This window comes from Rhizobium cauense, from assembly GCF_019511525.1.
Classification (GTDB): Bacteria; Pseudomonadota; Alphaproteobacteria; order Rhizobiales; family Rhizobiaceae; genus Rhizobium; species Rhizobium cauense.
The window spans coordinates 177,825-196,925 of sequence record NZ_JAEUAT010000009.1 but is presented as its reverse complement, the minus strand read 5'-3'; the positions used below and the strand labels follow the sequence as shown (position 1 = coordinate 196,925).

Genomic DNA, 19,101 nt, shown 5'->3' with positions numbered 1-19,101 from the left:
GCACGAGGGAGTTGACACATATTTGGCCAACTTCCTTGCGCAAGGAAACCCGACTGTTTTCCCCGGCGCTCTTGGCAACGCCCGGCAAAAGGCTGGCACCTACGCCGGACGAGTGTGAATGGGTTCCGCGCGGTGCCAATTCTCCAGGATACGGCCATCGGCATGGGTCTGCTTCGCCCAGCGGACACCGTTGGAGATGACCTTGTGCACGGTTTTGTCGTGATAGATCGGATAAGTTTCGTGGCCCGGGCTGAAGAAGAAGATGCGGCCGCGACCGCGCTGCCACGTGCAGCCGCTGCGGAAAACCTCTCCGCCCGAATACCAGGATATGAAGACGAGTTCGTCCGGCTGCGGAATATCGAAAGGTTCCCCATACATTTCCGAGGCGTTGACTTCGAAGTACGGTGGCAGCCCCTCGGCAATCGGATGCGCCGGGTTGACCACCCACACCCGCTCCAGATCGCCTTGCGGTGTCTCGCGCCATGACAGATTGGCATTCGTCCCCATCAGTCGTCGAAACAGCTTGGAATGATGTCCGGAATGCAAAACGATGAGGCCCATTCCTTTGAGCACACGTTGCTGTATCCGATCGATCAATCCGTCGCTCACCTCTTCATGGGCCATGTGTCCCCACCACAACAGCACATCGGTGTCGTTGAGCAGGGAATCCGGTAGCCCCTCTTGCGGGTCGTCGAGTGTAGCACGGCGTATTTCGAAGTCGGGGTTGGCGATACCTGCTGCGATCGCACCGTCGATCCGATCGGGGTAGATCTCCTGGACTTCCTTGTGCAGCTGTTCGTGGCGACCTTCGTTCCAGATGGTGACCTTGATTGTCATGATATCCTCGATGTTATGAAGCTTGGGCCGACCGGATGAGCCGGCCGGTGGAATCAAACAGATGGCAGGCGGATGCATCTGCTGTCAGCGACACGCGATCACCGGGCTTAAGCGCGACATCGCCCTCGGCACGGACAATGATCGGCTGTTCCTGCGAACCGACAGTCATGTAGGTTTCGACACCGAGGCGCTCGACGACGATTACGTCTGCAGAAAGATCGCCCCGCCCGTCCGCAGCAATCTTCAGGTGCTCTGGACGGATGCCGAGTGTCGCCTTGCCCTCGGGGACGTTCCCCGCTTGATCGGGCAAGTCGAGAGAGAGGCCGAGCGAGCTTTCGGCGTGAACCTTTCCGGCAATCGGCCTTGTGATTGACACCGGTATCGTATTCATCTTCGGAGAGCCGATGAAGGTCGCGACGAACTCATTGTCCGGCTTGTGGTAAAGGGTCATCGGTGCTCCTTGTTGGGCCACCACCCCCTTGTTGAGGACGACAATGCGGTCGGCCATGGTCATGGCCTCGACCTGATCATGCGTCACATAGACGACAGTCGCCTTTAGTTCGCGATGCAGGCGCTGCAGTTCGGCGCGCATCTGCACCCGCAGCGCAGAATCCAGATTTGACAACGGCTCGTCGAACAAGATCAGCGACGGTTTTTTGATGATGGCCCGGCCGATAGCCACGCGCTGTCTCTGACCGCCAGACAGGGCAGCCGGGCGACGTTCGAGATAGTCGGTCAATTGGAGGATCTCCGCGACTGCTCCAACCTGACGGCGGATCTCCGCCTCTGGAACCTTCTTCAGACTAAGCGAGAAACCGATATTCTCGGCGACCGTCATATGTGGATAAAGCGCGTAGGACTGGAACACCATCGCGATACCGCGCTTGTCAGGTGGAACGTCGTTGATGCGCGTGCCATTGAGAATGAGGTCGCCATCATCAATGCCCTCAAGGCCTGCGATCATTCTAAGCAAGGTCGATTTGCCACAGCCCGATGGTCCGACAAAAACGGCAAACTCGCCATCTTCCACGGTAATGTCGACGCCCTTGATGACCTCCAATGCACCGTAGAATTTGCGGACATTCCTGAGATTGATCATTGTAAAGCTCTTTCTGGTGTCAGCCTTTGACGCCGCCAGCAAACGTCTGCACAAGGAAGCGGCGCGCAAAGCCGAAAGCCACGACTGCAGGCAGGAGGTAGATGAAGGCGAGTGCGGCAAGCAGTCCGTAGTCAATCTCGTTGATGCGCAGGAATGCGCGAAAGAGACCAAGCGGTAGCGTCTGCAGCTCCGGCGAGGAAAGGAAGATCAACGGGAGCAGGAAGTCCCCCCAGGCTGACATGAAGGCAAATAGCCCGGCCGCTGCCAATCCCGGCAGTGCCAGCGGTATAAGTACACGGCGGATGCGTTGCACAAGCGTTGCGCCATCCATTAGCGCCGCCTCTTCGTAGTCGCGTGGCAGACCATCGAAAAAGGTCTTCATGATCCATAGGGCCAATGGCAGCTGCATTGTCGCAAGCACAAGGATCAGGCCCAGGTAGCCATCAATGAACCCCGTCCAGCGCATTATCGGCCGGGCGTATTCGCCAAAGATCGGCCTCAAGACAGCACCTTCGATGTTGTTGAGGGTCAGCAGGAACTTGTAGAGAGGTACGACGAGCGCCGTTGGTGGCAGGACGCGGATTAGGAGGATTGCGTAGAGAAAAGGCAGCTTCCACCAGGCCCGGGTGCGTGACAGCGCATAACCACCAAGGCCGGCCAGTATCATCACCAGCACGGTTGCGCCACCGACAACGAATAGCGAGTTGAACAGCCACTTCGCCCCGTCCTCCTTGGTGAAAACACGCAGGTAGTTTGCAAGGCTCCATTGCTCGGGCCAGCGAAGGAAGAGCTGCGCGTTGCCATCAAACGATGCAAGAAGCACCCAGAAGAATGGGACGGCACAGAAGATCGAGATCAATGACAGGGTTGCGTAAGCAAGCAGGTCAGAACGGGTCTTGTTTGCGTTTTCGCTTGGGGAGATCGCAGCCATGTCAGACCTCCACCTTCATCGCCCTGACATAGCCAATCCCGAGGATAAGTGAGATCAGGAGCGCGACCACGGCCACCGCAGCTCCATAGCCAAGTTGGAACGCAGTAAAGGACTGGTTGTAGATGTAGATACTAATCAACTCCGTTGCTCCGCCCGGACCGCCCCGGGTCAGCGCGTAGACGAGGCCGAAAACGGCAATGGTCGAGACAGCCGAGATGAGCATGTAAAGCAGAATTGTGGGCATCATCAGTGGCAGGGTGATACGGCGGAACATCTGTGACGGTGTGGCACCATCCATGCGGGCAGCCTCGTAGATCTCATTGGGAATGGTGCTTAGACCGGCGGTTAACAGGATCATTGCGGTGGCGATCCCACGCCAGGTGTTGACGATGATGATCATCGAGAGAGGAAAGACCTGCAGCCAGTCGGCAGGCGTCATGCCAAAGAAGCTGACGATGCGGCTAAGTGTTGCCTGCTCGCCTCCCGCCAGCATGGAGATCCACATGAAGCCGGCGACAACCTCCGGCGCTGCGTTTGGCAGAAGAATGATGGAGGAAAAGAGCCGCCGGAAATGAATGCGTCGGCGAAGCGCCATCGCAGAAACCAGGCCGAGCACGAACTGGCCGATGACTGCCGAGCCGACCACGAACAAAAAGGTTACGAGCAAAGCATTCCAGAACTTCGCATCGTTCAGAAGCCGCGCATAGTTACGAATACCGACAAAGCGGGGCCGCAGCGCCGCAGCGCCTGTCAGCGCTTCGTTGGTAAAGCTCAGATAGACTGAGTAAAGCGCGGGGTAGATTACGAATGCCAGAAGCAGCGCAAGCGAGGGCAACAGGATCAGAAGAAGCTGCCGTTCGGCGCGCTTTTCGTGGACGTTTCGGGCCATGGAAAGCTCTGTCACTCGTTCGAAAGGAAGATCTGGAGACGCGGGCCCGAGCCCACGTCTCTTCGGGAGCAAGCTGTTGATTGCTTACTTCACAACGTCGTCGCCGAGCGTTTCCTTGACATAGTCAACAAGAATTTTCTGCGCACCGGCAGCATCGGTTTCCTTGCGCAGCAACGCTTCGGTCGCGCGTGCAACCCCTTCTGCAACCGTACCGAAGCCGGACGCCTGCTTGAGGAAGGTGCCGTTTTCCGCGGCAGCATGGATCGGAACAAGTTCCGAGAGCTTTTGGAAGTCGGCATTCTTAGCCGCATCCTTGCTCGCGGGGATGTTGCCGATACGAGCCGCATAGGAAACCTGCGTTTCGACCGAGCCAATCTCCATCAAGGCCTTCTTGGCAAGTTCGACATTGGCCGACTTGGCGTTGACGGCCCAAGGGGCTGCGAGGTTGGCAAGGACGTACTGACCGCCGCTTTGACCAGGAACCGTCCAGGTACCAACGACCTCCGTTACGTCAGGAATAGGGTTCTTGCTCTCCCGACCCCAGTCAAAGATGTAGCACCAGGATCCGCACGTGGTCGCAGCAAGCTTGCCCTCGGGGAACATCTGATACTTCGGCACGACCCACGGCTCGGGTCCGAGCAACGGCTGTGTCGGCATCAGCTCATTGTCGATCAACTGCTTGTAGACATCGAAGGTATCCTTGACGCCCTCGCCACTCAGATCGAGCTTACCGTCCGCATCGACGAGTTGCGGCGTCTTGGACCCGACGATGAGATGCTGGAAGCCTTCATCGAACGCGCCACTTCCCCAGGATACGCCTGCCGGGAAGAGAAGGCCGTAAGCGCCAGTCTTCTTCTTGATTTCAGCTGCGCGGTCCAGCAGTTCCTTCCAGTCCTTCGGCTGCTCGGTTGAGATACCGGCTTTGTCGAGAACATCCTTGCGGTAGTAGATTTCCTGGATGCCAAGCATGAATGGCATAACATAGGTTTCGCCGTCCGGGCTAACTGCCAGCTGTTTGGCAACATCATAGAAGTTGGCGTAGCCGTCCCATGCCGCGATCTCCTTGGTGACGGGCGCGAGGTAACCGGCTTCGACCATATCGGCAACGGCAGCTGTTGTCGGAATGGAGAATAGATCCGGCGCATTGCCGGCACCAAGCTCGGTCAACAGCTTTGTCAAATAGTCCTTATCGGGTGCGGGGTATTCGACGACCTCGACGGTCACACCGTATTTCTTCTCGATCTTCTCGACCGTCGCCTTCATGGCGTCGATGCCAGCCTGACCGTGATTGGCAATTCGGATTGTCTCGGCATGCGCCAGCGTCGAAACGGCGCTGAGCAAAACGGCGCACAGGCCACCAATGACCGTCTTCTTCAACGGAAGTCCTCCCTATTGTTTTGCGGCGCCCTCCAGCACCGCGGTTAAAAAATGTACACGCATTCTCCTTGCTGGCAAGACGGTTTTTGAACGACCGCGTCATCTTTTATAACCCATTGAATATACGTATTTTAATAAGCCTTGCGCCCAATGTGTCATTTGTGTAACCGTATACACACTGCATTCGGGAGGAGTGATCATGTCTGAAAAACTGCGGCTCGGCGTCATTGGCGCGGGCCTGAAGGCGGCTGAATACGCGGCAAGCTGGGCACGCATGTCGGAGATTGAATTTGTCGCCCTTGCAGATACGATCCCCTCGTCTCGCCAGCGCTTGATCGACGTGTGCGTTGCAGCTGGCGCACCTGCACCACGAAGCTTCGACGATTACCGGGAGATGCTCACCTCCTGCCGAGACGAGCTTGATTTCGTTTATGTCTCCACGCCGCATGCGTTTCACGGCGAGCAGGCCACCGCGGTAGCAGAAGCTGGCCTCGATCTCTTCCTTGAAAAGCCGATGGTAACGACGGTTGTAGAAGCCGAGTGCCTGATCGCGGCGCAGAAGAAGAGCGGCGTGACTGTTGTAACGGCCTTCCAGGGCGGACTTTCCCCCTTGGTCATCGACACGCGCAAGCGGGCACTTGCCGGTGAGTTCGGCGACTTGGTCGCGATATCGGGGATGATTTGGGAAAGCTGGTCCGACAACTATGACGGCCACTGGAAGCAGCAGCCGGAGATCTCGGGGGGCGGCTTCATGTTCGACACAGGCGCGCACATGATGAACACGGTCTGCCTGCTTGCCAATTCGGAGTTCGACAGCGTCTCAGCGTACATGGACAACCACGGCAAGAAGGTCGACATCGCGACCGCCGTTGCCGCCCGCCTCAAGAACGGCGCGTTAGCGACACTAACAGCTGCTGGTGAGGGCCCACCCGGATGCGCGTCCTACATCACGTTCTTCTATTCGAAGGCAATTGTTCGCATCGATGCGTGGGGTGGATGGCGCGAGATCAGCATTGGCCGCGAAGCAGAACCGCGCGAAGAGGCGGAAATACTCGGCAATCCGCTGAAGAACTTTCTGGCTATCCGGGCGGGGACAATGGAAAACACTGGCTCCGTTGAAATGGGCCTGCGATTCGCTAGGCTCTGGGATGCAATCAAGGAATCGGCTGCGGCAGACGGGGTGCCCGTTAAAATCGTCGCACCCTAGTGCGTGGTAGACTTGAATGAACAAGCGACGGATCACCTCCAAGGAACTGGCAAAGCTCGCAGGGGTGTCGTCGGCGACTATCTCACGCGCGTTTTCACCGGACTCAAGGATTGGAAGCGCCACCCGTGACCGCATCCTAGCGGTCGCCCGCGAGTACGGTTACCAGCCGAACGCAATCGCTCGCTCGCTCAACAATCAGCGGTCTAGGCTGGTGGCGCTTGTCGTTAACGCGATCGGCAATCCCTGCGAGGCGGAGGAGCAACAGCTTCTCGTTCATCGGCTGCAGGCACGGCAGCTACTGCCGATCATTCTGTGCTGCGCTGATCATGACGATCGGCTGCAGCTCATGCGGCTTGCCTCCACCTACCAGGTCGACCATGTTGTTGTCTTTTCGGATATGGTTTCGATGCAGGACGCCGTCGACATCTTCCATACAACGAAGCCGATCATCGTTTCCTTCGAACCCCTCGACAATGAGAAGGTATCAAGCATTCGGATAGACGGATCGGCAGCTGCTGACGAGATAATCGACAAGATCGTCGGAGACGGAAAGAAGCGCTTCGCCTACCTTTCGGGAACGAAGTCAAGCTGGATCGATAAGCTGCGGCGTAAGTGGTTCGTTGACGCGCTCACCAAAAGGGGCCTTGCCCTTCAAGCAGAAGCCTTCGGTGATTACAGTTACGATTCCGGCTTCAAGGAGGCCGTGTTGCTTCTGCACCGGGCAAAGGTGGATGCCATAATCTGCGGTAATGACGTCATGGCGATCGGGGCGCGGGATGCCGCAAGACGCGTACTCGGCAAGAATACACCAGAAGATATTGCGATTGTCGGTCAGGATGGCATTGCGATCGCAGCGTGGGACTGCAACGACTTGACGACCCTGAGCCTTGACCACGTGGCATTCATCGACGCAGTGATGGAGCTCATCGAACGCCACGATGCCGGACAGGAAGGACCTCATAGCATTACGCTGACCTGCACCGCTCGATGGGGATCGACCGCCTGACGTGCCTCCCTAGCCACTCGCATCAGCGGAACCGACATTAGCGACGGGCCACATTGGAGCGCCTCACTCAATGCGAAATTTCGATAGACGTAGACACCTAGGATCGAATTGCCTAGATCAGCCGCATCATAGCGCATAGGAATTGAGAATACCGCAAGGTAGGGATATCCGGGTTCGCCGGCCGTTGTGCCCCGCGCCCAAATCTCCCATAGGCGTTAACGGGCGACTACCTGTTACCTACGATTGCTCAGCGAGCGGCGTATATACACATTTGTGTATAAGAGGACTAAATATCATGGCTCATGTAGCTCGCGTTTTTCAGTCGGGTAACTCTCAGGCAGTCAGACTTCCAAAGGAATTGCGCTTGTCTGTTGATCGCGTCGAAATAACCCGGGAGGGGGACGCTCTCATTATTCGCCCCTATCTGGAGAACCGTGAAAAATGGGCTTCGTTAAAGTTGGCATTGGCGCGTGGCACTATCGATGACTTCTTGATTGAAGGGCGCGATCAAGAGAGACAACATCGGCCAGAACTTGACGACGTTTTCCCTTGATTTCTTACCTCTTGGACACGAACGCAATCATCTCGCTTGTCGGCCGTAAGTCCACGGCCGCGGTCAAGGATATTGAAAGCACACTGTCAATGGGCACAAGGAGCCGTCAGGGGAGCATGTGGGGCCACTTCAACCAATCGATCGCTACGTGCGGCGAGGCGCGCGCCTGGCCAACGGCTTCAATGATCGCGTCTCGCGAGAATGGACACTAGAATTTAGTATAGATTTTGCACCAAGTGGTGCCCATTCTTTGCGCCAACGTCTAAGGAGACAGACCGTGAGATCGACCATGATCCTCGACGATGCACTTTTGGAAAAGGCACGGTCACTGACCGGCACCAAGGAAACCGCAGCACTCGTCCGTCTCGCTTTGGAAACGCTTGTTCGCGTGGAGTCAGCAAAGCGCCTTATCGCACTCGGCGGGACCATGCCGGAAGCCGAGGCGGCACCGCGGCGCAGGAGCGGCGGTTAAGTGATACTCGCAGACACCTCAATCTGGATCGACCACTTTCGCCAAGTCGACCCTTAGTTGCGCCGCATTATCGAGGACGACCCTATCTTTGCCATCAGGCTGTCATCGGCGAGTTGGCGCTGAACAGCCTGCGGGGTCGGGGCTACGTGTAGGCACAGCTCGACGCGGCCGTCGCCGCGCACGACAAAGTCATGACCGTGATCGATCGACAGGGCCCTTTCAGCATGGGTATCGGCTATACAGATGCTCACCTGCTGGCGTCGGTGGAGCCTCCGAACTCTTCGCCCTTTCGCACAACACCCTGCGCTGTAGTGTTCAGCGCATCGCTTCAGCAGAAGCCACTAAAGCGTAGCAAGAATTCGATTGGATAGCTTGCCAGCGTAATTACTTTTCATTTTTATTTTCTCTTCCAGCGCAGCAATCACATCCGGAGCGAGATCTACGCCGTGCAGCTCGGCGATATCCGGCAGTCCACCTGGCGTAAAGACATTGATTTCCAGGATTTTGCTGCCGACAATGTCTAGCCCCACGAGGAACATGCCGTCTTCTATGAGCTTTGGCCGAACCAACTCGGCGACAGCCAACATTTCGGGCGTGACTTCCACGGCCGCAGCGGTCCCTGCTGCACTCATATTCGAGCGAACGTCGCCTTTTGCCGGCACACGTCTAAAGGCGGCATATGCCCCGTCTCGCTGGAGAGGCCTTCCATTCATCAGAAACATCCGCACGTCACCGGCGGTCGCATCGGGAAGGTAGCCCTGAGCGATAAGGTAACCCTCGCCACTGACTGCTTCAAATATCTGGTTGAGATTAGCCTCCTTGCTCGAAGCAATCTTGAAGACGTTTTTCCCACCCGAGCCTTGTAATGGCTTCAGGATCGCGCCCTGTTTCTGTTGGTCGATGAACGCACGGATCTCTTCGATGCTTTTTGAAATCAACGTGGTCGGACGGACCGCTTCCGGAAAGTCCTGGAAGTAGAGCTTGTTCTGGGCGCGTGCGAGGCCATCCGGGTCGTTGACGGTCAACACACCACGCTCGGCCGCCAGCCTCCCGAAGATTGTGCCAGCCTGAGCCGCCCACGGGCGCTCATCGGCATCCTCGGATGGATCGTTTCGAAGGAACAGGACATCGATCTCCGCGACGTCGATCGTCTCGACCTTAGTCTGGCCGCTTTGCAATGCGGCGACGAAGGCGTCCGCCTTCTTTGCCTTGCTACCCTTGAGCACAGTCGCCCTGATCATCAGGCGGTCATCGGGCCGCAGCACGAAGTCGCCGGGCGTGACATAACAGACGTCGTGGCCGCGTGCGATTGCGGCGATGGCCAAAGTTGTCGTCGTGTAGTAGGCGGTTTCACCTTCTATGGAATTTACGAAAAATGCGATCCGCATTCACGGCTCCTCCTGCTGGATCATATCGAGGGGACGCATGCCCCGCACTGCCTTTTGGAGGCGCACATTTCCCTCCTTGCTCGCAAGAAAGATCGGGCTTACGGCCGGAAGGCGAAGGAGACCTCGGTCTGCGAGCTCCTGCATCACTCCAAAATGAGAGGCGGCGATCTTTCCCATCCAGAATGGCCCGAGAGCACCACCGCGCTTCAAATGGGCGAGGAGTTCAAGAAGACCCCGCAGATAGATCGCATCCTTGGCAAGGCCACCGCCGCGGTAAAGTCTCAGAACCAGGTTGAACGCCTCGGCTTCTGAGAAGTTGTGCTCCTCGACCAGCAATCGATAGGTTTCAGCAAAACGCGCCCCATCAAGCATCGCTGCGCATCCAACGACCCGACCGGCAAGAAGTTTCAGGCGCTCGTGTGTCATCCCACCTGCGAGATATTCTGCAAAGACAGCCAGCCCCTCCTGCATGCCTTCGTAGCCTGACAGACCAGAACCGAACAGCCGCAGACCCTGCGCCGAACCATTGAAGTAAGTGAGCAAATGGACACCTACCTCATGGGAGAGCAACGGCTCGACGCGGCGCCGATCCATCAATGTGCTGCGGGAGATCAACAGGCGATGACCCGATACCAACAGACCGGACGGCAAGTCGTCGCGAAGCTCGATAGCAACGTCGAACTCCTTAAGCTGGCGACGGTATGCAGCAACCATCGCTTTCGCGCGCGCTTCCACGTAAAAGCAGTCAGCAACATCATGGTGCCCGCCTCCGGCGTCGGCATCGTCTCGCCCACGACTTCCAAGGGCCAAGAGTATTTCTTTCGCCTCGTGCAGCAAACCGTGTTCGACCGGGCCATAGAGCGCACGGCCGAACTCCACGAACCTGTGCGTCTGCCGTGCCCCGAGTAGCGATAACTGGAGATCGAGCTCCTGCTGCTTCTCCCGGTATAGCTGATAAAGTACCGGATCCTCGAGATGGTCAAAGGAGATTGAGAAGAGCTTGCGCTTGACGGCGTCAGCCTGGAAAGCGAGGGGCCGGTAGAGAAATTTCGGCTGTCGATCAAATCCACTTGCCCTAAATTCCTGAAAGGCAGCATCGGCATTGATCGGTGTCACAACGAGCAGAAAATCGAAGGTGGAAGCGACCTCGTCGATACTGCGATCAACACGCGACACCGCGTCAACGAAGCCCTTACGTCCCAGAGCACGGTGGTTGGGCAGTTTAAAGATATCATGTGTTCCAATGAACGAGGCATAGGCCTGGAGCCCGGCGTCGAAGAGCATGGCAACCAGTTGCTCGCGCAGCTCCGGGTAGACGTCGTCAGAGTTCGGCTGACGGTACACAGGTGCGAAGCGTACTGAGATCGCAGAGGTTGAAAGGCGGGGGAGGTTCTGGCCGCCATCCTCCGGTCCTGGTTTTTCGGCCTTCTCGACGCGCGGTGTTCGGAATCGCACCTGACTGTGCCGCACGGCATCAGAAAAAACATCGGCCGCTTTTCTGGCATCTGGACTTGACCATATCGATACCTCGAAGGGTGGCAGGAATGGTGCGTCGTCAGTCAGGAACCTGTCTTGCGACAGCTCCCCGATGTCAAAAACGATGCAGGCCCCGAACTTTTCCTTCAGACCGGCTGTAACTGCCTCGACGAGGGTAAGTGCTTCGTTCCAGCGCGGAGCAATCAGATAGGAGGCGTTGGCCTGAGCGATATCACGGGCTACAGGCTCCACACCATCATTTGCGATGTGGATACAGAGGAACGGTAGGGGGCGATCAATATGAAGACGCCCGCCCGAAGGCAGGTCGCGTCTGATCGCCTTGCCATCTCGGATACAGCCAACGATCTCGGCGAGCCATTCTTCCGGGTCGTGTCGATGGTCCAGCTTTGTCTTGTTCAAGGTCCCTCCATCAACCGGTGCTCAAGCACCGGTACAACTGAGGCAATGATGGCCCGCAGGCGCGTCAAGACATCCAGGTCCGGCTCGCCTGTCCATTCATCCATAAAAATCTTCTTGAACTCGACAGCGATCGCGCAGCCGGTCAAAGGGAAATTTTCGTGGATGAAACGGGTCTGCTCTCCCTTTCCCTGAAAGGCGACGTTCTCACGCACGTCCAACGGCCGGCCATCGATTTCGAAAGATCGAAAATGGACCATTAAGGGATCGACAATGTGGGCCCACCGTGTGCGATCCATGGACGAGGTGCCGATGTTGACGTCCGGCGCTTTGGATTGCTCGGTGGGTACAGAACCCGCTCCATTCCGCCGGTGATTGTAGCTGTGTATATCGAGCACGACAAAGCGCCCATATCGCCGTTCGACCCCGCTCAGATAGTTCAGCAACATGTCATAATAGTCATCGTGAACCTGAAGGGACGCTTGGGCATGCTCAGCGGCAAGCTTGGTGCGCCAAACTCTCAACCCCCATGCCTGTTCGGGGGTGTGGTAGATCGCACCCTCTCTGCTTCGATTGAGATCAACCTCAAAGCGCGACCTATGAAAGACGATGCGGTTGGGAACGTCGCGGGTTGTAAATTCGGTGAAAGGATCTTCTTCACGCAACCGCTCGTCGTGAGCGAGGGCATAAAGATCGACCAATTCCTGGCGGACATGATGCCCTTCATGGATTGCGGTAGCGACAATGGGAGAAGCACCGCGCTCAACCGTCCAGAGAGCGTTGTTGGGAATGGAAGGCCTGATGAACGAGGGAGACATTCAGTCCAAGATCCATGTCAGAAGTGTGCAGTAAATAACTAGCGCCACAGCCGCAAAGACAATGGCACTAGCCGGCGTTGTCGCCAATCGATTGCTGCGTGACCGGTGGGCAAAGAAAACTGGCAATGATGTGGATTGCTACTTCGAGATCCGTTGCTGAATTGCAGCAGCCGCCAGCGGTACGCTAGCTGTGATCAGTGGCCCGAGTGGGAGCCTTCTGAGTAGCCGAGTTGCGAAGAACGCACCTGCCATTGTGCCAGCCAGCTTTAGCCAGGGATAGTCACCCAATTGAGCGTGAGCGCTTGCGTCAGCCCATTGAGCGCGGAACCTGACCGCATTTTCAGCTTGCGTTGCAATGGCTGCAAGGCGATCTCGAATTTGAGCCAGTTCGTCCCGGACAAAGGCGATGTCGTTCTGAACATCCTTGATAGTCCTTCGATCTGGATCCTTCTCCTGAGGCAAGTCAAGGTGGTCGAGGGAGGCACTCTCCTCAAGGGACGCAAGGTGGGATTGCAGATCTTCTTCTGTATCGAAGCCATCTGGTCTCGAAGGGATGTGATTGGCCATTGAAGTTTCCGCTGCTCTAGGCGGGCGAAGAGCCCTCTGGCTAACGCCCGCCACAAACTCTGTTTCAAGGTGCGATCACCGTCTCACGACGCGCATGACAAGCGAAACGACAAAGAGAACCAGGAAGACGAAGAACAGCAGTTGCGCGATTGATGCCGAGGCTCCAGCGATACCGCCAAACCCAAGAACACCCGCAATCAACGCGACGACGAGAAAGACGAGAGCATAATAAAGCATGAAGACCTCCGTTGTTCTGACCACAAGAAAACGGAGGGGACGATGTTTGGTTCCCTGATAACCTGCGTATGAGTGCAGTCAGCCAACGGCCATAATCCGAGTACGGCCAACTACACCGTTTCCATCTCTTGGCACAGGCGGCTCGGCAGCACTTAGATACACACTGGCAGGAACTGTCAGAACGAACCAAAGACCGGCGCCGAGCACGAATAGCTGTGCGTCAGGATCAACGCCCTGGACAAGCATAGGCAGACAACCAGAAATAAGAAGCACAAGAAGCCTCACAGCCCATTCCGTTTCCCGTCTTTTGATTGCCAGGGTCGCCATCGAGCGAAATGCACGTGCGTCATAGGTCCCCCGCTGCGGCCGCTTTAGCAGGGTCCAGACGTGGGGGAACGAGAGCATTAGCAACGCGGCCGCAGCAAGCACGCCGGCCTGTCCAGGGAAAAGCCAACAGGTCAATAGGAAGAGACATGAGATGACCAGGAGGTTCCACAAGGGCGCAAGTTCCTCGGGGGAACGATCGCTTCGCTCATGCCAGAGCTGGAGGGCCCGAGATGCCGCATGTAGCATCGGCTGATCAATAAAACGGTTGATGAATTCCATGTCGCGCCCTTTGGTCCCAAGGAAGGCACCAACAGCAAAGAAATTCGGCACGAACGTGGCGCACCGCACTTTTTTGCGCGGTTCGGGGTTCGAAGCCTTTAACCGGAACAAAGTCCCGCGCCAAAAGTTGCCATCTGGCCACACAACAACCTCTGAATTGCCAGTTCAAATGGAGAAAGCGGCCATGTCAAACGTTGTCAAAACCGGGGAAGATGGTTTCAACAATGCGACCAGTCGTACAACTTTCGGCCGTTCGGTCGAAAGCCAAGCGCAACTTCATGACGCCCACGCCCTGGAGGCCGATGCACCGGGCGAGATCCTCAATATCTATCGTCTTGAGCCTATCGCAGCACCGGGAGATCTCAGATGGGATAACGCCACCAACCAGGGCGTTGTCGTCGTCGCTGCAAGGACGCCAGGGGACGCGCGTATCGTCGCAACAAGTCGGGAACTCGACTTCATGGAGATTGACGCGGCCCCAGCGGAAGGCGTCACCACGTCCCACGCGAGTGCATTTCGGGATGACAAGCTTTATACGGTCATCGAGATTGAGCGCGGACGGCATGACCTGAAACGAGGTGTTCTTGAAGGAGAGATCTCGGTTGATACGGTACTTCCCGTCCAGACAGAGTGACGCTCGCAACGGCGTGTGGGCTTTGGCGCGTTTTCCGGGCCGCCGGTGCACCATCCAAAGGTTGCATCGCTGCAATTCTGCGGCTGTCTTGAAATGCCGACCTTGCAAGCCCGATGCACTACTAGACCGGTGATGGTCTGCCAGATACGACTCGCGGCTGAAAATTCAGCCGGACCGTGGAACTGAGTGTGCCGCAAAGCGTTTCGCGTGACGTTCAATGTCATGATAAGCCGAGGGCACATGGTAGACTATCAATCGGCGGGTGACACCGCGACTGTTCGCAAAGCTTCACGCGGTATCGCACCTGCCCTTACGCAACCACCTCGACTGGCTATTCCGCAACGAATCATCCGACAGAGACGCAATGCTTGGCGCACGGCAATGGCCGACGAGGTAAAATTTCTTGTCGACGGCTCAGCCTACTTTTCTGCGCTCGACCGTGCATTGAGAGAAGCGCGTAACGAAATCTGGATTATTGGCTGGGACTTTAATCCGAACATCCGACTAAGGCCGGGGATCAGCACCGAGACGCTCGGCGAATTACTCTTGTCACTCGTGGACAACAATCCGGACCTTAAAGTCAGGATCCTGATATGGGGGATGGGCCCAATCTATTCCGGCAAATCACTCCGATTGTTTGGCCGCAACACGGTTTCCACGCATCCGCAGATTTCCTTGCGGTTCGATTTTGGCCATCCCCTGCGTGCTTGCCATCACCAGAAGCTCGTGTCCATTGATGGTTGCCTCGCCTTTCTTGGGGGGATCGATCTGACCGCTCGACGGTGGGACGAGCCTGATCACAGGGCTGACAACCCTCTCCGACGCTCTCCTGACGGCGTTCCCTATGAGCCCGTCCATGATATTCAATGCCTTGTGTCCGGAGATGCTGCGCTGATGATCCGCGAAGTAGCCCGGCGTCGTTGGAAGAGGGCAACCGGCGAGCAGGCAGTAGAGACGCCCGCGCCGGCGGCAATACGCTTTCCGTTGACACCCGACATGCTCAAGACGCCTTCGGCGGTTGCCTTGACCGAACCGGGGTTGATAGGCAAGCGCGGTCGCTACGAAGCCCGTCGATTGACGCGCGACGCCATAGCGACAGCCAAGCGACTGATCTACATTGAAACGCAGTATCTCGCGTCGACTGGTGTGGGGCGAGCTATCGCCAAACGATTGAAGGAGCCTCACGGACCCGAGATCGTTGTCGTAGTGACGAAAAGTTCGCACGGCTTCATCGAGAAGCTTACTATGGGCAATAATCGCGACAGGCTCATCCGGCGCCTCAAGCGTGCAGATCGGTACAATAGGCTGAAGGTGATGTTTGCCGTTGTGCCCGACATTGACGGGAACGAACAAGAGATAGTCATCCACTCTAAGCTCATCATCGTCGACGACGTCTTTGTGCGCATAGGTTCGTCCAACCTCAACAATCGCTCTGAGGGGCTGGACACGGAATGTGATCTTGCGCTCGAGGCAAACTGTACCGGGCACCAGGACACTATCAGGCAACTACGTCACCAATTGATGGCAGAGCATCTTGGAGCAGAATTGTCGCGGCTAGGAGAGTTGGAGCAAACACACACGATGTTGGAGACGATTGAGGTGCTCAACATTGGCGTACGTGGGCTCAGGGAATTTAAGGTGGACGTTGACCATGGCGAAACGACGCCGCTGGTGGGAACCACCCTTGTCGATCCTAGGCGACCCGTCTGGCCGCTACAAAAGCTGCGCTTGCGGCTCCGACGTATCCTCGGCGCCTTCGGTTAGTCGCTGCCTGCCCCGCCTGCCGATCACAAGTTCGCTGATTGCAAGGATCGTCAGGCCGCCCAGGAGCGGCATCAGGAAGTAGATTACGCGAAAGGCGATCAGGCTGCCGACTGATGCGGCTTCCGGCAACAATGTGCTGACAGTAGCCTCGAGAACGCCGAGGCCACCGGGCACATGGGCAATCAGAACAGCGATATTGGCTAATACGAACGCTGTAGCGGATTGTATGAAGGTTGCCTCAGCTACGCCTGCCAGGACCTGGTGGAGGCAGGCGGCGACACATGTAAAGTTCAGCGTACCCACGACCACCTGTCCAATGGCAAGCCGGACATCTGGCATCACAAAGCTCCACTTCCAGATGCGTAAGCGCGTCGTGATCAAGCCCGCCATAAGCAGGTAGATCGCGGGCACGAGGAAGCAGATGCAGGCGAGCACATAGGGGTCAAGGAAACTCACTCGTAGCATCTTGCCCACATCATCCGGATTGATCAGGGCCAGGCATCCGGCAAGCGTTGACAGGCCAAGGCCAACCGTTGCGCCGCAAAACAGAATAACCTTCGCGACCTGTTCGGGGCTCAGCCCCCAGCGAACGTAGTATCGATAGCGAATAGCCCCGCTGCTGAGGGCGGCAAAGCCAAGATTATGGCCGATCGAGAGTGCCGTAAATGAAGCAAGCGCGGCCTTCGGGTAGCTTAGAGGCTTACCGACATACCGTAAGGCCATCCAATCAAAGCCGGTCAGGCAAACGTAGGAAAGGGCACAAAACGAAAGCGCAGCGACCAAGCGCAAATATGAAATACTGCCTACAGACTGGATGATTTCGTCGAGCGAATACCGGCTGAAAACAGTGTATAGGAGGTAGCCTGCAAGGAGGACTCCTAGGGCCATGACAGAGTTGAGAATAACGCGTTTAACTGACATAGATCATTCGTCCGCCTCAGGTTTTGTCTTTTGGGAACGAATTAGACGGAAGCGGGTTCCCGCTTCATGAGCCTCCCCTGCCCTTTCTCCGGTCGCACGGACCGTCAAGACTTCAGAATATTGACCTACAATGTCCACAGCTGCGTTGGCACAGATCGACGGGTCGACCCGCATCGGATTGCAGAGGTGATCGCCCACTCGAACGCAGATATCATAGCGCTCCAGGAACTTGACGTCGGACGACAGCGCACCGGCGGAGTTGACCAAGCGGAAGTAATCGCCTCCCTTCTGAAAATGGAGTCTCACTTTCATCCGGCGCTGCATTTCGCAGAGGAACGGTATGGCGATGCGATTTTGACTGCGATGCCGATGCGTCTGGTCAGAGCCGGGCCCCTTCCATCGATAGGAGAGACACGGGGAGCAATCTGGGTTCAGGTCAAGGTCGGCGCCCGGATTGTTAACGTCGTGAACACACACCTCGGCCTGCGAAGTGTGGACCGTAGCAGGCAGGTCGCAGCACTCCTTGGAGAGGATTGGATCGGCAATGCGGAATTTCGCGGTTCACCTGCAGTTGTCTGCGGAGACCTCAACGCTTTCCCATCGTCGCCCGCGTACAAAAGGCTGGCGCAGCGGTTTCGCGATGCACAGCTGGTGATGGCACAAAAGCCAAAACCAACGTTCCCTTCGCGCCTTCCACTTTTCCGCATCGACCACGTGTTCGTGTCCGAGGACCTTTGTGTCACGTCGACGACGATCCCGTTTGACCAGACGACACGTCGGGCTTCCGATCATTTGCCATTATGCGTCGACCTTAGCCTCGAGTAAGGAGGACCACGTTGTGACCGCACGGCATTCGGCGGGGCCGGCCAGGGAACCATCTACAGTTGGCAGTCGTTCCCATTCCGGAATGCCAATCTGGATATGGATAATCTCATGGAAAATCAAGCAGCTAACGTTGTACTTGCCACGCGAACCGCCCTCGATCAAGCGGCCGCTCTGGCGGTAACCTATGGATTTTCAATTGTTGGAGCGATTGTGCTCCTGATCGGCGGCTGGATACTCTCAGGTATTATCAGCCGTTCGGCTTACCGCGTGATCTCCCGCATTCACGGCATCGACGAGACACTTGCACGTTTTTTCCAGAACCTCCTGCACTACGGTTTGCTCATTCTCGTCTTCGTCACGGTCCTCGGCCAGTTCGGCGTCCAGACGGCCTCTATCATCGCAGCCCTCGGTGCTGCAGGTCTCGCCATTGGTCTGGCTTTGCAGGGTACGCTACAAAATATTGCTGCAGGCATCATGCTGCTTGTGTTGCGACCGTTTCGGGTCGGGGAGTACATCGAGACGGCCAGTGTGAAGGGGGTTATCCGGGAAATTGGCCTCTTCGCCACGGAAATGAAAACGACGGATGGGCTCTATCTCATGGCTCCCAACTCGACGTTGTGGAATACCCCGATCGTCAACCACAGCCGCGAGGCAAGCCGCCGACAGGAGTTGTCAATTGCGATTGGAAACGACATCGATGTTAAGGTTGCGAAGAAGGCCGTGCTCAATATCGTCTCTTCTGATGAACGCATCAAGTCAAAGCCCGCGCCGCGCGTCTTTTCGGACGACCTGACGGCAGACAAGACCGTGTTGAAGATTGAGTATTGGGCCAACACGCGCGAGTGGAGTGAAACGCGTCATGATGTCATCGACCGTCTAAAGTCCAACCTCATCGAAGAGGGTATATCCATCAAGTAGGTTTCGACTGCCGCTTCAAGAAACCGTTGCCTTAAATCGCGAGAGATGCGCTAGTCACCAAGCGCCGTCAGCAACCCGGCCGCGTCGGGGGTAGATTACCGGCCGGCGGTACTCCGGCTTTTTTTTCTGCAATGTTTCGGGCTACGGGAATATCGAGTG

Annotated in this window: 19 protein-coding genes and 1 pseudogene; 10 read left to right on the top strand and 10 right to left on the bottom strand. The window is 56.8% G+C overall.

What is annotated here, in order from left to right; genetic code table 11:
- Positions 1 to 99 precede the first annotated feature (99 nt).
- The 5 genes from JNB88_RS18670 to JNB88_RS18650 form a co-directional block, all read right to left on the bottom strand.
- Entirely contained in the window at positions 100 to 837 is a 738-nt protein-coding gene (locus JNB88_RS18670; RefSeq protein WP_220356738.1) for a ThuA domain-containing protein, read from the bottom strand.
- 13 nt (positions 838 to 850) lie between these two features.
- A complete protein-coding gene (locus JNB88_RS18665; protein WP_220356737.1) occupies positions 851 to 1,936 on the bottom strand; it encodes an ABC transporter ATP-binding protein in 1,086 nt (361 codons plus the stop codon).
- Between the two features lie 19 nt (positions 1,937 to 1,955).
- A complete protein-coding gene (locus tag JNB88_RS18660) occupies positions 1,956 to 2,867 on the bottom strand; it encodes a carbohydrate ABC transporter permease (protein WP_220356736.1) in 912 nt (303 codons plus the stop codon).
- A 1-nt stretch (position 2,868) separates the two neighbouring features.
- A complete protein-coding gene (locus tag JNB88_RS18655; protein ID WP_037134991.1) occupies positions 2,869 to 3,756 on the bottom strand; it encodes a carbohydrate ABC transporter permease in 888 nt (295 codons plus the stop codon).
- 84 nt (positions 3,757 to 3,840) lie between these two features.
- A complete protein-coding gene (locus JNB88_RS18650; RefSeq protein ID WP_220356735.1) occupies positions 3,841 to 5,133 on the bottom strand; it encodes an ABC transporter substrate-binding protein in 1,293 nt (430 codons plus the stop codon).
- A gap of 199 nt (positions 5,134 to 5,332) precedes the next feature.
- Between JNB88_RS18650 and JNB88_RS18645 the strand changes: the two genes are divergently transcribed.
- From JNB88_RS18645 to JNB88_RS33710, 5 genes and pseudogenes are all read left to right on the top strand, one after another.
- Positions 5,333 to 6,340, top strand: coding sequence for a Gfo/Idh/MocA family protein (locus JNB88_RS18645; RefSeq protein WP_220356734.1), 1,008 nt, complete (start codon positions 5,333 to 5,335; stop codon positions 6,338 to 6,340).
- Between the two features lie 16 nt (positions 6,341 to 6,356).
- Positions 6,357 to 7,346, top strand: a complete 990-nt coding sequence (locus JNB88_RS18640; RefSeq protein ID WP_037134996.1) for a LacI family DNA-binding transcriptional regulator — start codon at positions 6,357 to 6,359, stop codon at positions 7,344 to 7,346.
- A gap of 295 nt (positions 7,347 to 7,641) precedes the next feature.
- Positions 7,642 to 7,899: an antitoxin gene (locus tag JNB88_RS18635; protein ID WP_220356733.1), complete on the top strand. Its 258-nt coding sequence runs from the start codon at positions 7,642 to 7,644 to the stop codon at positions 7,897 to 7,899.
- 277 nt (positions 7,900 to 8,176) lie between these two features.
- The gene (locus tag JNB88_RS18630; protein WP_220356732.1) at positions 8,177 to 8,371 is read left to right on the top strand and encodes a type II toxin-antitoxin system VapB family antitoxin; all 195 of its coding nucleotides are present in this window, start codon (positions 8,177 to 8,179) and stop codon (positions 8,369 to 8,371) included.
- Between the two features lie 57 nt (positions 8,372 to 8,428).
- Positions 8,429 to 8,637: pseudogene (locus tag JNB88_RS33710) on the top strand (type II toxin-antitoxin system VapC family toxin); the annotation flags it as partial.
- A gap of 75 nt (positions 8,638 to 8,712) precedes the next feature.
- On the opposite strand, the gene JNB88_RS18620 reads toward JNB88_RS33710, so the two are convergent.
- From JNB88_RS18620 to JNB88_RS18610, 3 genes are read right to left on the bottom strand one after another with little or no spacing between them, the layout of a single operon-like run.
- Positions 8,713 to 9,759 carry a glutathione synthase gene (locus JNB88_RS18620; protein WP_220356730.1) on the bottom strand — a complete coding sequence of 349 codons (1,047 nt, stop codon included), beginning with the start codon at positions 9,757 to 9,759 and terminating at the stop codon, positions 8,713 to 8,715.
- Positions 9,760 to 11,655 carry a flavohemoglobin expression-modulating QEGLA motif protein gene (locus JNB88_RS18615; RefSeq protein ID WP_220356729.1) on the bottom strand — a complete coding sequence of 632 codons (1,896 nt, stop codon included), beginning with the start codon at positions 11,653 to 11,655 and terminating at the stop codon, positions 9,760 to 9,762.
- Positions 11,652 to 12,470 (bottom strand): N-formylglutamate amidohydrolase, encoded by an 819-nt coding sequence (locus tag JNB88_RS18610; RefSeq protein WP_220356728.1) that lies wholly within the window; start codon positions 12,468 to 12,470, stop codon positions 11,652 to 11,654. Before JNB88_RS18610 ends, JNB88_RS18615 begins: the two co-directional genes overlap by 4 nt.
- A gap of 378 nt (positions 12,471 to 12,848) precedes the next feature.
- Between JNB88_RS18610 and JNB88_RS18605 the strand changes: the two genes are divergently transcribed.
- Positions 12,849 to 13,040 (top strand): hypothetical protein, encoded by a 192-nt coding sequence (locus JNB88_RS18605; protein ID WP_220356727.1) that lies wholly within the window; start codon positions 12,849 to 12,851, stop codon positions 13,038 to 13,040.
- 72 nt (positions 13,041 to 13,112) lie between these two features.
- Here the strand turns inward: JNB88_RS18605 and JNB88_RS18600 are convergent, their stop codons facing one another.
- Entirely contained in the window at positions 13,113 to 13,274 is a 162-nt protein-coding gene (locus JNB88_RS18600) for a DUF1328 domain-containing protein (RefSeq protein ID WP_037135005.1), read from the bottom strand.
- 790 nt (positions 13,275 to 14,064) lie between these two features.
- Between JNB88_RS18600 and JNB88_RS18595 the strand changes: the two genes are divergently transcribed.
- Positions 14,065 to 14,514: a hypothetical protein gene (locus tag JNB88_RS18595; protein WP_220356726.1), complete on the top strand. Its 450-nt coding sequence runs from the start codon at positions 14,065 to 14,067 to the stop codon at positions 14,512 to 14,514.
- A gap of 381 nt (positions 14,515 to 14,895) precedes the next feature.
- A complete protein-coding gene (locus tag JNB88_RS18590) occupies positions 14,896 to 16,278 on the top strand; it encodes a phospholipase D-like domain-containing protein (protein ID WP_223217247.1) in 1,383 nt (460 codons plus the stop codon).
- Here the strand turns inward: JNB88_RS18590 and JNB88_RS18585 are convergent.
- Positions 16,228 to 17,199, bottom strand: a complete 972-nt coding sequence (locus JNB88_RS18585; RefSeq protein ID WP_220356724.1) for a lysylphosphatidylglycerol synthase domain-containing protein — start codon at positions 17,197 to 17,199, stop codon at positions 16,228 to 16,230. The genes JNB88_RS18590 and JNB88_RS18585 overlap by 51 nt on opposite strands.
- A gap of 66 nt (positions 17,200 to 17,265) precedes the next feature.
- Here JNB88_RS18585 and JNB88_RS18580 point away from each other — a divergent pair, with 66 nt between their 5' ends.
- Together JNB88_RS18580 and JNB88_RS18575 are read left to right on the top strand one after the other, a co-directional pair.
- The gene (locus JNB88_RS18580; RefSeq protein WP_220356723.1) at positions 17,266 to 18,024 is read left to right on the top strand and encodes an endonuclease/exonuclease/phosphatase family protein; all 759 of its coding nucleotides are present in this window, start codon (positions 17,266 to 17,268) and stop codon (positions 18,022 to 18,024) included.
- A gap of 108 nt (positions 18,025 to 18,132) precedes the next feature.
- The gene (locus JNB88_RS18575; protein WP_220356722.1) at positions 18,133 to 18,942 is read left to right on the top strand and encodes a mechanosensitive ion channel family protein; all 810 of its coding nucleotides are present in this window, start codon (positions 18,133 to 18,135) and stop codon (positions 18,940 to 18,942) included.
- Positions 18,943 to 19,101: the final 159 nt, after the last annotated feature.